Source organism: Enterococcus sp. DIV0546 (genome assembly GCF_051712785.1).
Classification (GTDB): Bacteria; Bacillota; Bacilli; order Lactobacillales; family Enterococcaceae; genus Enterococcus; species Enterococcus faecalis.
This window is the reverse complement of record NZ_JBIOPO010000001.1, coordinates 2,479,493-2,492,566: the sequence shown is the minus strand read 5'-3', so window position 1 is coordinate 2,492,566 and position 13,074 is coordinate 2,479,493. Positions and strand designations below refer to the sequence as shown.

The 13,074-nt window shown below is 37.5% G+C and carries 16 protein-coding genes and 1 pseudogene; 14 read left to right on the top strand and 3 right to left on the bottom strand.

From position 1 onward, the window contains the following. The first annotated feature begins 35 nt into the window (after positions 1-35). The gene (locus tag IGJ24_RS12110; RefSeq protein WP_289865688.1) at positions 36-506 is read left to right on the top strand and encodes a low molecular weight protein-tyrosine-phosphatase; all 471 of its coding nucleotides are present in this window, start codon (positions 36-38) and stop codon (positions 504-506) included. Positions 507-594: 88 nt separating this feature from the next. Continuing rightward, positions 595-825 carry a hypothetical protein gene (locus IGJ24_RS12105; protein ID WP_002385239.1) on the top strand — a complete coding sequence of 77 codons (231 nt, stop codon included), beginning with the start codon at positions 595-597 and terminating at the stop codon, positions 823-825. A gap of 47 nt (positions 826-872) precedes the next feature. Here IGJ24_RS12105 and IGJ24_RS12100 read toward each other — a convergent pair whose 3' ends face one another. Then, entirely contained in the window at positions 873-1,607 is a 735-nt protein-coding gene (locus IGJ24_RS12100) for a class A sortase (protein WP_002354994.1), read from the bottom strand. Positions 1,608-1,840: 233 nt separating this feature from the next. On the opposite strand from IGJ24_RS12100, the gene IGJ24_RS12095 reads away from it, so the two are divergent. The 3 genes from IGJ24_RS12095 (at position 1,841) to thiT (ending at position 4,094) form a co-directional block, all read left to right on the top strand. Beyond that, on the top strand, positions 1,841-2,626 hold the full coding sequence (locus IGJ24_RS12095; RefSeq protein WP_002354996.1) for a hypothetical protein: 786 nt from the start codon (positions 1,841-1,843) through the stop codon (positions 2,624-2,626). A 76-nt stretch (positions 2,627-2,702) separates the two neighbouring features. Further along, entirely contained in the window at positions 2,703-3,356 is a 654-nt protein-coding gene (locus IGJ24_RS12090; RefSeq protein ID WP_289865686.1) for a PepSY domain-containing protein, read from the top strand. 162 nt (positions 3,357-3,518) lie between these two features. Then, complete coding sequence (gene thiT, locus IGJ24_RS12085; protein ID WP_002354998.1) at positions 3,519-4,094, top strand: energy-coupled thiamine transporter ThiT; 576 nt, start codon at positions 3,519-3,521, stop codon at positions 4,092-4,094. 119 nt (positions 4,095-4,213) lie between these two features. Here thiT and IGJ24_RS12080 read toward each other — a convergent pair whose 3' ends face one another. Further along, on the bottom strand, positions 4,214-4,576 hold the full coding sequence (locus IGJ24_RS12080; protein WP_002354999.1) for a hypothetical protein: 363 nt from the start codon (positions 4,574-4,576) through the stop codon (positions 4,214-4,216). A gap of 216 nt (positions 4,577-4,792) precedes the next feature. Between IGJ24_RS12080 and IGJ24_RS12075 the strand changes: the two genes are divergently transcribed. After that, the gene (locus IGJ24_RS12075) at positions 4,793-5,569 is read left to right on the top strand and encodes a peptidase C39 family protein (RefSeq protein WP_002372856.1); all 777 of its coding nucleotides are present in this window, start codon (positions 4,793-4,795) and stop codon (positions 5,567-5,569) included. Between the two features lie 76 nt (positions 5,570-5,645). Next, the gene (locus tag IGJ24_RS12070) at positions 5,646-6,197 is read left to right on the top strand and encodes a DNA-3-methyladenine glycosylase I (protein ID WP_002378947.1); all 552 of its coding nucleotides are present in this window, start codon (positions 5,646-5,648) and stop codon (positions 6,195-6,197) included. Positions 6,198-6,265: 68 nt separating this feature from the next. Here the strand turns inward: IGJ24_RS12070 and IGJ24_RS12065 are convergent, their stop codons facing one another. After that, positions 6,266-7,018: a MurR/RpiR family transcriptional regulator gene (locus tag IGJ24_RS12065; protein WP_002365331.1), complete on the bottom strand. Its 753-nt coding sequence runs from the start codon at positions 7,016-7,018 to the stop codon at positions 6,266-6,268. Between the two features lie 143 nt (positions 7,019-7,161). On the opposite strand from IGJ24_RS12065, the gene IGJ24_RS12060 reads away from it, so the two are divergent. From IGJ24_RS12060 to IGJ24_RS12030, 7 genes and pseudogenes are all read left to right on the top strand, one after another. Continuing rightward, a complete protein-coding gene (locus IGJ24_RS12060; RefSeq protein WP_353890761.1) occupies positions 7,162-7,977 on the top strand; it encodes a carbohydrate deacetylase in 816 nt (271 codons plus the stop codon). An 86-nt stretch (positions 7,978-8,063) separates the two neighbouring features. Beyond that, positions 8,064-9,157, top strand: a pseudogene (locus IGJ24_RS12055) (acyltransferase family protein). A 146-nt stretch (positions 9,158-9,303) separates the two neighbouring features. Further along, the gene (locus IGJ24_RS12050) at positions 9,304-9,741 is read left to right on the top strand and encodes a PTS sugar transporter subunit IIA (RefSeq protein WP_002361048.1); all 438 of its coding nucleotides are present in this window, start codon (positions 9,304-9,306) and stop codon (positions 9,739-9,741) included. A gap of 26 nt (positions 9,742-9,767) precedes the next feature. Next, positions 9,768-10,244, top strand: a complete 477-nt coding sequence (agaV, locus tag IGJ24_RS12045) for a PTS N-acetylgalactosamine transporter subunit IIB (protein ID WP_002355007.1) — start codon at positions 9,768-9,770, stop codon at positions 10,242-10,244. A gap of 45 nt (positions 10,245-10,289) precedes the next feature. Further along, a complete protein-coding gene (nagA, locus tag IGJ24_RS12040) occupies positions 10,290-11,441 on the top strand; it encodes an N-acetylglucosamine-6-phosphate deacetylase (RefSeq protein ID WP_010821890.1) in 1,152 nt (383 codons plus the stop codon). A 24-nt stretch (positions 11,442-11,465) separates the two neighbouring features. Beyond that, the gene (gene agaW / locus IGJ24_RS12035; protein WP_202562659.1) at positions 11,466-12,239 is read left to right on the top strand and encodes a PTS N-acetylgalactosamine transporter subunit IIC; all 774 of its coding nucleotides are present in this window, start codon (positions 11,466-11,468) and stop codon (positions 12,237-12,239) included. Then, on the top strand, positions 12,211-13,047 hold the full coding sequence (locus tag IGJ24_RS12030) for a PTS system mannose/fructose/sorbose family transporter subunit IID (protein ID WP_002396861.1): 837 nt from the start codon (positions 12,211-12,213) through the stop codon (positions 13,045-13,047). Before agaW ends, IGJ24_RS12030 begins: the two co-directional genes overlap by 29 nt. Positions 13,048-13,074 lie beyond the last annotated feature (27 nt).

Genomic DNA, 13,074 nt, shown 5'->3' with positions numbered 1-13,074 from the left:
GAAGGATAAAAAGTTTTATGAAGGAGTGAAACGTTGTGGTAACTGTGTTATTTGTTTGTTTAGGCAATATTTGTCGCTCGCCAATGGCAGAAGCGATTTTTCGTCAGAAAGTCCAACAAGCCGGTTTAGAATCGACTATTCAAGTGTTTTCAGCAGCTACTAGCCACTGGGAAGTTGGCAGTCAGCCACATAAGGGAACCAGAAAAATTTTGGAGCAACAAGGAATTTCCTATCAAGGAATGCGGGCGACACAAATCCAGCCAAGTGATTTTAAAAAATATGATTATATCATTGGGATGGATGCGAATAATGTGGCCGATTTAAAAGCATTAGCTCCTCAAGAAGAGCAACGGCGGATTCATTTATTTATGGAAGTTGTGGCTGGTAAAGAAACCATGGACGTACCTGATCCTTATTATACTGGTGATTTTGAGGAAACTTACCGCTTAGTGGAAGCAGGTACCTCAAAATGGTTGAAAAAAATAAAAGCACAGCTGAAAGATTAGGACTATAGTCCGATAGTACTTTCTGTTTCCCCTTGGTACAATAGTGTTAACAAATTGTTCAGGGAAAAAGAGACGGGAGGGAAGTAAGATGAACAGTAGTTATTTATCCTATGTTTTTGAATTGAGTTTGTATTATTTATTGTTGATAATGAGTCTGCCGCTAGTGTATGCTGTCACGTATCATTTATCTTTTAGTAGTATGTATACAAGTGAATGGTTAATGATCTCTGTTTTCTTATCTCCGTTAGTTTTATTATTTGCAGGTATTCGTTATGGTTTTGCTCGTTTGAAACAGCAAGAACGCCAAGTGATGAAATAAAGCAAAAAATCCTTGAAAAGTGTCAAAACTTTTCAAGGATTTTTTTATTAAGCCACCCAATCGGCTAAGGTTTTTTGCTCCAATTGGAAAGCCTTTAACATATCGTCGTTGGCGTCTTTAATAGGCGTCGTTGCTGCTAATGTTCCTTGAACAGCAATTCGCGTCGTTGCTTGTAAATCGCCACAGGTAATTAAGGTAATCATATTTTGACCAGGAACGTCATCAATTAACTCAACACGGGTTGGTTCGATTTTTTCTACAGAAGTTATTTTGTATGTATAAACAGTAGATAAATCAGTGATATAAATGAGTTCGTCTTTTTTGGTTCTTTCTAAAGGTGAAAATAAGGAAACGCCATCTTCCGTTCGATGACTAGCCAAGGCATAATTGTTTTTCCCCATGACTTGATCTTCTTTCATGGTCCCCGCACCAGTTAATAAAGCGACATTTGACAATCCTTTAAAAATGGGCAAATTAATTTCGACACTTGGTATCGCAATGGCACCAATCACAGGTAAGTTTTTGTTTTCAAATTGGGCTTTCATCACCGCTTCTGTGCTCAAGGACTCAACTGAATCAAAGTCAAACGTTGTTTCACGAGCCATATTTTTCTTCACATCAGCTGGTTTCAACTTGCTAACGGCGTACGAGCGGCTATTTTGTTGAACCACCCAACTGCGTATCTGATTGTTAAAAATTAAGGCCAAGCCAATGATAAATAGTAAAACTAATAAGCTGTTGATTAACCAATTTTTTCCTCTTTTTTTCTCTTTTGGGCGCATATTCTCCCTCCTTTTAATGTATCAAGTTTACCACAATTTATTTGAAAAACCTATTTATTTTCTTTGGGGAATAGGTAAGCTTGCCGGACCTTGATTTAATAAAAAACAACTGAGCCGATTGATTTTTCAAAAAAAACCTCATTTTGTAATGGAATTTTAAAGTAAAAGAAACAAGCTTTTCTTTTGAAAATATTGTAAAATGGTAAGGAGGCTAGTAGAGGGGAGATGGGAATTTGCTTGATTTAATTTATGTACATATAGATGTAACCAGCAACGCGGTTTTATCTAAAGGAATTACCCATTCCGATTTTGTTCGTTCAATTGTGCATCATCCACAGAACTTACTATTATTAGATCCTTCTGCCGAAGCTGGCGAATACGATATGCATTCAGGCTTGAAAATTATTCGCGGAGAAGAAAGCGTCAATCGCTATTTTCAATCGCTACAACGTCGTTGGATGACTGAAGAAATTAAATGGATTGACTTTTCCGATGTGACGATGCTAAAAGAGCTAACGCCATTAGAAATTTCGGAACTTCTTTATTTTGGACACATGAAGAATAGTTTGCATTCGCCTTTCTTTTATAAGCTACAAAATGATTTTGTCTTTTTTGAATTTGCAGATCAGATGACGCGTGTCTATTATCGTTATATTGATGAATTTTATCGAATCTTTGCTGATAAAATTACACGTGTTGTTTTAGAGAAAGTGAACCAGAAAAAGGCCTTCTTTAAACGAAATACGCCTGTCGAAAAATTAAGTCCTGAATTACTTAAAAATATGAAAGGTATCTTGCAAGAAGGTGTTATTTTTTGCTTCCAACAAACGGAAGTGGATAAAGAAGAATATCGGATTCCTATTTACTTGGTGGAAGATTCACTTAGCAAGATGAAAAATACCTCTTACCAAAAAGAAGAAATTTTGGCAACGCTTGTCTATAATAGTGAAAAACGCATTTGGCACATTGAACAAGAGAATGATTTCGGTGAAATTTTTATGTTGGCCCATGAAGGCTGAGAGAGCTCTAACTTTATCAACTAAAGTAGGGCTCTTTTTGTAGCTATGATTTGGATGAGAAATCAAGTATAATAAAATGATAAAAAGGAAAGAAGGTTGTTTAATGAAAAAAATACTCTATGGCGCTCTGACTGGTTTTGCCCTCTTTTTGGTAGCTGGCTGTACATCCAAAACACCTAAAGCTGTTTCATCAACAAATGAACAAAAAGAAACAGTAATATCAACTAGCGAAACAAGTACATCTGTACAACAAGAAGCAACGACGACATCAGAGAAGACAACTGCGGTAGCTGTCTCTTTAGAAAAAGTAACGACAGCATTTGAGAAAAAATATCCAGAAGCTAAAATAACAAGTCTGCAGTTAGATACAGATTTTGGACGTTATTTTTATGAAATAGAAGGCGTGGATCAGCAAAAAGAATATCAAGTTGAAGTGAACGCAGAGACAGGCGAATTCACAAAAGAAAAAGTCGAAACCTTGGATGCTGATGAACAAAATGGCGTTAAAATGCAAGAAGAGGCACTTGATTTAACAAATATCATTTCCAGAGAACAAGCCACAACCTTGGCTGAAAAAGAAGCGAAAGTCGGCCAGGCAACAGATTGGAAGTTAGAGAAAGAATTAGGAATCACCTATTGGGAAGTGAAAGTGAAAGAGGGCCAACAAAAAATAGAGGTAAAAATCGATGCTCATTCTGGTAAAATTTTGACAACTGAGCGGGACGATTAATGGATAAAAAGTAGCTGGCATGCGTTTGAGTAGGAGTTGATTCCCTTAAATGCTGATCAGCTATTTTTTTGCTTGTTCGACAAACGTGTTTTTCTAAAGTCCCTATGGTAAAATAACGATGTATTAGTGGTTGAGAGCGTCAGAACATAGGAGGAAATTTGTTTGGCTAGAAAAATGGATTTACGTATTTGGGTAGAAGGAACAGTCGTCGCAGCAATGGCAATGGCCCTCTCTTTTTTACCGATTGAATTTGCCAATAGTGGCTTGGACCTATCGTTGGGAATGGTCCCATTAGTTCTTTATTCGTTTCGTCGTGGGTTGCTTCCTGGAGTTGCAGCAGGCTTTGTTTGGGGCATGTTAAATATTATTCTCGGTACAGCCATGAAAAATTTCTTGTCCGTTCCACAGATTATTTTTGAATATCCCTTTGCTTTTGCGTTTGGAGGAATGGGTGGCGTATTCGCTAGAAAAATTCAACTGTATTTTCAAGCGAATCGTTTAAAATCAGCCATTCGTACGATTATTTTAGGAAGTGTTGTCGCAGTCTTCGCCCGCTGGTTTTGGCATTTTTGGGCGGGTGTATTGGTTTGGGGCATGTATGCACCAGAAGGAATGAGCCCATATCTCTATTCCTTTGTTCTAAACGGTACAAGTACCGTCGTCAATTGTTTGTATGTAAGTCTAGTTCTAGGCTTATTGGCAAAAGTAGCACCGCAATTATTTGTTCCTAAGAAATAAGTTGAGTCCTAAGTCAGAAGTTTCATGGGATTTTGACTAAAGTCATAAATAAAAGAAACCACCAACCTGCAATCGCTAGGGTTGGTGGTTTCCATTTATTTTATAAAGACTTCAATATTCTAGTGAATTTGACGTTGGTGACGATTGGCTAACGTGCTGACTTTCATGACGGAAGCAACAGGAATCATGCGCAACTGTTGTTCATCCGTTTGTAAACGAACAACGATATTGTCCGAAATATTTTTTGAGACAATCCAGCCGATCACCGTTTCGAATTTATGCGCTGTAGGGACTTCTTTCAATTGTAAGACCACTAAGGATTTTTGGGCGGCAGCGACTTGGAGCTCTTGTAAAAGCGCACTGCGTTCCTTTTCTTTATTCTTTTGATCTTGAGAATCTTCTAAAAATGCCGAAAAGAAATGTTGGGAAGAGAGCGTAATCAGTTTAGAAATGCTCTTGATGGTAGCTTTATGTTGATCCATTCTTCTGCCTCCTTTACGAATAAAATAGAATAAAACTCAAATGACTAATTACCTGTATTTTACCTAATTTTGTGATAAAATTCAAGAAAATATGTTCGCCTTCAATAATTATGAGAATTTACCAACGTTTCTGTTTTTCGAAAAAGAAAGTAGTATAATGTGTGAGCATATAAGAAATACATAAGATTATCGGATGTAGTCAATAGATAGAAAAGGATGAATAGTATGTCAAAAAAACCATCAGGTTACCAAAAAAAAGTTCTCACGGTGTTGTTGGTATCGTTTGGCTTTGGCGGGTTGTTAGCGCAGTTTTCGCCGATGAAATCGGGTGGGTTTTCAAGTTGGTTTGATGATTCATATGTCAAAGCTAGTGCTGAATCAAGTAAAACAAAAGAACCAGCACCAGTTAAAATTGAGAAAAAAGTCAAACCTTTAAGCTATGGACAACAGGTCAATCAAGAAATTGAAAAGAAGCAATATGATGGACATCTGGATTTGCCGTTAGAATTGCAGACAGATGCTAAATGGAAAGACACCGCGTACGGATTTGGCAATGTAGATAAGCCGAATACAATCGAAATTAATGGCTGTGCGATTGTGTCGCTTGCAATGGTTGGTTCATACATGGATCACCAAGAAGTTACCCCTCTGGATGTGTTAGCTTGGGCAAAAAATGACTTCTTTATGGAAGGACAAGGGACGGCGTGGTCTATTTTTAGTGCATATGCTGAAATGAAAGGCTATAACTGTCAAGAAATTGGGGATATTGAAACAGTGGCAGCTTTCTTGAAGGAAGGTCATCCAGTCATTATTTCTGTCAAACCGGGCTATTTCACTACAACTGGTCACATTATGGTGATGAGTGGTGTGGATGAAAAAGGCGATTTCTGGATTAATGATCCAAACGATTCAGAAGAAAAGGGCCATTCAAAACGGACATTTACAGCCGAAGAAGTGATGAATGAAGCGTTAAACTTCTGGGCATTTTATTAGGAATAAGAAAAGGTGTGGAACAACAGGCAGTACCCTTTGTTCGCATCTTTTTTAGCAAATAAAAGGAGGCAGGGCAATGGAGCGATGTACTTGGGCAACGAATACAACTGAAGAGATGCAAGCCTATCATGATGATGAATGGGGACGTCCAGTTCATGAAGAGCAACAGTTATTTGAGTTATTGACCTTGGAAAGTATGCAAGCAGGCTTAAGCTGGGCGATTATTTTGAATAAACGAGAAACGCTTAGAGCAGCTTATGATGCATTTGATTATCGGAAAATTGCGCGATATGATGAGGAAAAAATTTTAGCTTTACTAGCAAATCCTGGTGTGATTCGTCATCGTTTAAAAATTCAAGCGACCATCACGAATGCGCAAGTTTTTCAAGAAGTTCAGGCAGAATTTGGCTCCTTTGATCGCTACCTCTGGAACTTTGTCGATCAGCAACCAATCGTTAATCACTGGCAGCACCCAGAAGAGGTTCCAGCCTCCACGGAATTATCGCAACAGATTAGTCGAGCGTTAAAAAAACGAGGATTTAAATTTTTAGGTGCCACGACAGTCTATTCCTTTTTACAGGCGGCGGGTTTGGTGAATGATCATTTAGAAACGTGTCAGTATAAATAAGTATAGAAGAATTAAAAAGGAAGGAACTAGCAAAATGAATTGCTAGTTCCTTCCTTTTTTTGCAGTGATTATGGACACTCATTTAACATCGTTGAAACAGTTTTCGCCAACTTTTCTATTAAGAATAGTGCAGGTAGTTGGGACGTTACGTCTGCAATGGAACTTTTCTCGGTTGTTATATAGTAGGGGATCGTGACTGTTGAAAGTTGAGCAATCGTGCTTTTTTCGCTATTTGTAATAGCAATTACATCAATCCCCATTTCGATAAAATAATCAATATTTTGCCGAACTTTTTGTGTTTCACCCGAAACTGATAAGGCGATAACACCCACTTTTTTAGCCGTTTCTTCGGATAATTTGCTAACGGGATGGGAAAAAAGGTGGGATACAGAAGCAGATAAATTGTAGATACTGGAAAAATAAATTTCACCAAATTCAGCTAGGACTTTGGACGTTCCTTCGCCAATAAAAAGAACAAATTCTTTTTTTGCCAGTAATTCCGCAGCTTGAACAATCCGTCCTTCTAATAATTCTTCTGATGAGCGTTGCAAAAAATGAATCAGCATTGTTTCATCTAAAGATTTTGGTTGGGCTGTTTTTTTTCGTTCGCTTAGATAATTCTTCAATTTAAATTTAAAATCTGTATAGCCTTCACACTCGAATTTTTGACAAAAACGCCAGATTGCCGTTTTACTGAAATGAATTTCATCTGCTAATTCTCGAATTGTCATATAAGGAACTTTTTCAATATTGTGGCTAATATACTTGTAAATCTCTAATTCTGTTGGATTTAATTGTGGATCGTAGGTTAAAAACAGCATGCTGATCCCTCCTGTCGTTTGTGAACGTAATGTCCTTTTTTAGGGACATGGTCTTATTTGTAGATTATAGCACTCAATCAGAAAACTAGCTATAAAGAAAGGCGCCACTTAGCTACAATCAATAGAGAAACAACTAAAAATTCATGAAACAGAAGAGAGAGTGGGGAAAAATGAGCAATAAAAAATTAATTATCAACGCTGATGATTTTGGTTACACGCCAGCGGTAACGCAAGGAATTATTGAAGCACACAAACGTGGCGTGGTTACTTCAACAACCGCATTACCAACTTCTCCTTATTTTTTAGAGGCCATGGAGAGTGCTCGAATCAGTGCACCGACTTTAGCTATCGGTGTCCATTTAACATTGACATTGAACCAAGCAAAACCTATTTTACCTCGAGAAATGGTTCCTTCCTTAGTAGATGAAGCTGGTTATTTTTGGCATCAATCGATTTTTGAAGAAAAAGTCAATTTAGAAGAGGTTTATAACGAATGGGATGCTCAAATTATTTCATTTATGAAAAGTGGTAGACGCCCTGATCATATTGATTCTCATCATAACGTTCATGGAAAAAATGAAAAGTTATTGGGCGTAGCTTTGGCACTTGCTCGCAAATATCAATTACCTTTACGTAACGCCTCGAGAAGTATTGAAACAAAAGACTATTTAGAGTTATATCAGGATGTTCACACGCCAGATGAAATGTTGTACCAATTTTATGACAAGGCGATTTCAACTGAAACCATCTTGCAATTGCTTGATATGGTTGTTTGTAGTGAAGGAGAGGTCTTTGAAATCAATTGTCATCCTGCGTTTATCGATACTATTTTACAAAAGCAATCAGGGTATTGTATGCCTCGAATTCGTGAAGTGGAAATATTAACGTCCCAAGAAGTCAAAGAAGCGATTGAAGAACGCGGCATCTTGTTAGCCAATTATGAATCGCTAGCAATGTAAATCAAAGAAGCGTGAATAGCGTGTGAGTAAGTTCTTAATCCGAGCGCTTACTTACACGCTAAATTATTGAAAGAAAGAGGACGTACATGAGTAAAGAACAACCAATAAATCTGAATATCAGTGATTTTTTAAAAGTTTTCGCTGTAGCATCAGTTATTTTACAAACGGTTTTATCATATGTGTTGACACATTCTCCGCAAACGGAAGCAATGAATTCAATCGGTAGTTTTTACCGAATGTCTAAATATTCGGCACCCATGTTTATTTTTGCAATTATTTACAACATGGTGTTAAAGAGTCAAGCTGAATCGTATCTTGAATTTTTAAAGGAAAAATTTTATGAATTGGTGCTTCCTTATGTGGTCTGGTCCAGTCTCTATCTATACGCTTTTCCTAGTTTACAACAACGAATGCCCTATGAAACGCCCCTAGGATTTCTAGGAAAAGTTCTCAGTGGTGATGGCGCGGCACATCTATGGTATGCCGTAATGATGTTGCAATTCCAATTATTTATGCCGTATTTTATTTGGTTGGCAACAAGAATTACAAAAAACAAAAAAGTGATTTTACCAATTATTTTTTTACAATCGGTGCGCATATCCTTTGGTGCTTCTGGTACCAGAAAATGATTTTTCCATATGCAGAAACTTCTCTTTGGTACTTAATAGATCGTTCAGGGCTTAGTTATCTCATTTATGGTATTTTCGGGGTCATCGCAGCGAAGTATCAGGGGGAAATTTTTACTTTCTTGAAAAAGACGAGAGTGGTGCTATTTCTGTTGTTTCTTTTTATTTTTTGGCAGGCAGTCCAAGGGAATTTATTTGATGGAACACAGATGACACCGAACGATCTACCTTATTTGGATCCTCTTCAAAGTGCCTATTGTTTACTGATTATCGGGTTGGTTTTTTATTTGGGAACGCAAGGAATAGCCAAAAAGATTCGTCTTTTACCAATGGTTAAATGGGTAGCCACTTATGCGTATCGCAGTTATTTAGCGAATGTTTTTATTTTTCAAGTGGTCTTGAAACTGGTCCACCCGTTTTTAACCAATCAACCAGTCAGCTTGGTTATTCTTGTGTTGTATATGGGTACATTTTTTGGCTCATTTGGGTTAACGGTTGTAATCGAGCATTTTTTCAAAAGCATATTTAAGTTGGGACGCCTTGTATCTGTATAGGGACATGTTCTTAAATAGAAATCATCGTCCAAAATCATGGGAAAGCATACTCAATTGTTACAAGAATTGTTACACTCTTTGAGGAATAAGTTCTGCTTATCCAATTAAATAGTAAGCTCAGTAAATAGTTAGGGGAGAAAGAATAAATGATAGGTCTTATTTTAACGGGACATGGGGTATTTTCAACTGGAATGCATCAATCAGTTAGTATGATTGCAGGAGAGCAAGCAAATGTTCAGGCAGTCCCTTTTTTCAATGATACAGGGCTTGATGTATTAGAGTCAAACATTCGTAAAGCCGTTGACTCTATGCTGGAGACGTGTCCAGCAGTGGTCATTTTAACTGACCTTTTAGGTGGCACACCGTTTAGAATTTCAATGACTGTCGCAAGTAATTATCCAAATGTCGAAGTGCTAGCAGGAACAAATTTACCGATGGTTCTTGAAGGGCTTGCATTACGCACAATCAGCACGAACGTAGAAGATTTTGTTTCAATGGTCACAGATTCAGCCAGAGACGGGATTGTTCATAAAAAACTAGAACAACCACAAGCAAATACTCAAGAAGAAGCAGACGGAATTTAACCAATTAGAAAAGAGGAGGAAGCACTATGCCGAATATTTTATTAACAAGAATTGATAATCGCTTGATTCATGGTCAAGTCGCAACACAATGGAACGGTTCTTTAGGCGCCAACTTAATTTTAGTCGCAAATGATGCAATTTCTGAGGATACAATGCGCCAACAATTGTTAAACATGGCGGCCCCTGCAGAAGTACAAACCCGTTTTTTCTCCATTAAGAAAACGATTGAGGTCATTCATAAAGCCTCAGAAAGACAAAAGATTTTTCTGTTAGTTGATAATCCTGTTGATGCATTGCGCTTGGTAGAGGGTGGTGTGCCAATTGAAAAATTAAACATTGGTAATATGCATATGGAAGAAGGCAAAAAACAAGTAGCTACCGCTGTTGCCGTTAATAAAACAGATGTAGACGCCTTTAAAAAGCTACAAGAATTAGGTGTTAAACTTTCGATTCAACGTGTACCGTCAACGCCAGAAGAAAGTTTAGATGCATTATTTTCATAAAAAAGTAATGTTGGACAATAATTTTGAAGAGAAGAAGTGGGAAGAATGATTATTCAAAGTAAAAACGTATGGATTAACGAACAATTTCAACCAGCTCAAGTTGAAGTGTCAGAACAACGAATTGTTGCAATTCTACCGTACAATGAAAAAGCTGTCGATAAAGAATACGGAGCAAATCGCATTCTTCCAGGATTTATTGATATTCATGATCATGGTTGGCATGGTGGGGATGCCAATCATGCCAATCATGAATTTATCAAAGAGTGGCAAGCTTACCTTCCAGAAGAGGGGATTACAGCTTTTTTACCAACAACGTCAACAACATTTCCAAAAGACTTGGAACATTCATTTGAAGTGATTGGTTCATTTATTGAGGAAGACCAAGGAACCAACGGGGCACAAATCATAGGGATTCATGCGGAAGGACCAATGATTTCTGAAGAATTTCGTGGCTCTCATAATCCAGAGTTATTAGTAAAACCATCCGTTGAGACATTTAAAAAATGGCAAGAGTTAGCAAAAGGGCACATAAAATTAATGACGTTGGCACCAGAAAATGATGTAGAGAATGCCTTGACTACATATTGTCATGAACATGATGTAGTCATTTCAATTGGCCATACGGCTGCAACCTATGAACAAGCAATGGCAGCTGTCGAAGCAGGTGCAAAAAGTTTTACCCATACGTTTAATGGAATGGAAGATATCAGTCACCGGAAACCAACCGCAGTAGTTGCTGCTTTGGATAGTGAAGAAACGTTTGCTGAAATTATTGCTGATGGGGTACATGTTGATTATTCATTAGTACGTGTGTTAGCCAAACTAAAAGGCAAGGACTATTTAATTGCTGTGACAGATTCTATCTGGGCCAAAGGGTGTCAACCAGGCGTTTATCCAAAACCAGAAAAAGGGATCGAAATGGTTATTGATGAACAAAATGTGGTCCGTTTAGCCAATGGCAAGTTAGCTGGAAGTACGAACCATTTAAATAATATGGTTCGCAATCTTGTTGAAAAAGCGTTGCTTCCAGAAGTGATTGCTATTAATTCAGTCACGAAAAATCCAGCTCGTTTGTTGAATGTGAACGAATCTATGGGAGAAATCAAACTAGGGCTTTTAGGTAATTTTACAATTATTGATGAGAAATACGAAGTGCTAGAAACCTTAGTAAATGGTGAAACAGTTTATAAAAAGTAGACGAAGTCTAATAGGAGGAAAAAAATGTTAGTACAGGCAATTTTGGTAGGAATTTGGGCTGGGATAGCAGGGGTTGATAAGCTTGTCTTACAGACACATATTCATCGTCCGATTGTTACAGGGCTGATTGTTGGTTTAATATTGGGAGATGTCAACACAGGGTTAATCACTGGAGCAACGCTAGAGTTAGTTTGGATTGGTGCAGTAGCAATCGGCGGTGCGCAACCACCCAACGTAGTAATTGGGGGAGTTATTGGAACAGCGTTAGCAATTATCACAAAATCTGACCCGCAAGTAACCGTAGGGTTGGCTGTTCCTTTCGCAGTTGCAGCGCAAGCGTTAATTACCTTGTTATATACAGCGATGTCACCAATTATGCATAAATTTGATGCTTATGCAAAAAAAGCAGATACAAGAGGGATCGAAAGATTGTCTAATTTTGTCCCAATCGTTTTATTCATTTGTTATTTTTTTGTAGTGTTTTTATGTATTTTCTTTGGTGCTGATAAAGCATCTAGTTTCATTTCTATTCTACCTGAATGGAGTATTCATGGCTTGAGCGTTGCAGGTGGTATGATGCCAGCAGTAGGTTTCGCCATGTTATTAAAAACGATGTGGGAAACATCCTACGTGCCGTTCTTTATTTTTGGGTTTGTTATGGCTGCCTATTTAGGATTAGATACATTAGCGGTTGCAGGTTTAGCTGTCGCAATTGCTTTATATGAATTTTACGCACAAAGAAATAATACAGTCACTGCATCAAATAATAATGGAGGGTTTGAAGAAGATGGCATCTGAAGAAACATATAATGATACGATATCCGAAAAAGTAATAACAAAAAAAGAGTTAAAAAAAATAATGTTCCGTTCGTATCTGCTACAATCTTCATTTAATTATGAAAGAATGCAAGCAGGCGGCTGGACCTACTCATTAATTCCAGGATTGAAAAAGATTCATCGTGATAAAGAAGACTTAGCTCTTTCTTTGGAAAATCATTTACAATTTATGAACACGAATCCACAATTGGTGACATTCATGCATGGTGTGATTATTGCAATGGAAGAGTCAAAAGAATCACCAAAATCCATTCAAGCGATTAAAACAGCGTTGATGGGCCCGTTAGGCGGAATTGGGGATGCGCTATTTTATTTAACCGTTTTGCCGATTGCAGCAGCGATTGGTTCACAACTATCATTAGAAGGCAATATCTTAGGACCAATTGTTTTCTTGTTGTTATTTAATATTCCGTATATGGCTGCCAAAATTGGGTTAATTAATCTAGGTTATAAAATGGGCGTCAAAGCAATTTCAGTTTTAAGCGAAAGTACCAAAAAATTATCTCGTTCAGCAACAATTGTAGGAATTTCCGTGGTGGGCGCGTTGATTCCGAAGAGTGTACAATTAACGACAACTTTTGTTTTTCGCTTGAAAGATACTAAGTTAGACCTTCAAACACAATTGTTTGATACAATCATGCCCAATTTATTACCGTTAGTGTTTACGCTGTTTTGTTTTATTATGTTGAAAAAAGGACGTACGCCGATTGCTTTAATTATTTTTACTGTGATTTTTGGGTTGTTAGGTTCTTTAATCGGGATTATATAAAAAAGATTTGGAACAATAGCGATTTTG

What these genes read in the sequence shown, in the direction of transcription:
- nagA (WP_010821890.1), top strand. Translation starts at nt 10,290, where the DNA reads ATGATTATTCAAAGTAAAAACGTATGGATTAACGAACAATTTCAACCA.
- IGJ24_RS12060 (WP_353890761.1), top strand. Translation starts at nt 7,162, where the DNA reads ATGAAACAGAAGAGAGAGTGGGGAAAAATGAGCAATAAAAAATTAATT.
- IGJ24_RS12075 (WP_002372856.1), top strand. Translation starts at nt 4,793, where the DNA reads ATGAATAGTATGTCAAAAAAACCATCAGGTTACCAAAAAAAAGTTCTC.
- IGJ24_RS12080 (WP_002354999.1), bottom strand. Translation starts at nt 4,576, where the DNA reads ATGGATCAACATAAAGCTACCATCAAGAGCATTTCTAAACTGATTACG.
- IGJ24_RS12090 (WP_289865686.1), top strand. Translation starts at nt 2,703, where the DNA reads ATGATAAAAAGGAAAGAAGGTTGTTTAATGAAAAAAATACTCTATGGC.
- agaV (WP_002355007.1), top strand. Translation starts at nt 9,768, where the DNA reads ATGCCGAATATTTTATTAACAAGAATTGATAATCGCTTGATTCATGGT.
- IGJ24_RS12105 (WP_002385239.1), top strand. Translation starts at nt 595, where the DNA reads ATGAACAGTAGTTATTTATCCTATGTTTTTGAATTGAGTTTGTATTAT.
- IGJ24_RS12030 (WP_002396861.1), top strand. Translation starts at nt 12,211, where the DNA reads ATGGAGGGTTTGAAGAAGATGGCATCTGAAGAAACATATAATGATACG.
- IGJ24_RS12070 (WP_002378947.1), top strand. Translation starts at nt 5,646, where the DNA reads ATGGAGCGATGTACTTGGGCAACGAATACAACTGAAGAGATGCAAGCC.
- IGJ24_RS12050 (WP_002361048.1), top strand. Translation starts at nt 9,304, where the DNA reads ATGATAGGTCTTATTTTAACGGGACATGGGGTATTTTCAACTGGAATG.
- IGJ24_RS12065 (WP_002365331.1), bottom strand. Translation starts at nt 7,018, where the DNA reads ATGCTGTTTTTAACCTACGATCCACAATTAAATCCAACAGAATTAGAG.
- agaW (WP_202562659.1), top strand. Translation starts at nt 11,466, where the DNA reads ATGTTAGTACAGGCAATTTTGGTAGGAATTTGGGCTGGGATAGCAGGG.
- IGJ24_RS12100 (WP_002354994.1), bottom strand. Translation starts at nt 1,607, where the DNA reads ATGCGCCCAAAAGAGAAAAAAAGAGGAAAAAATTGGTTAATCAACAGC.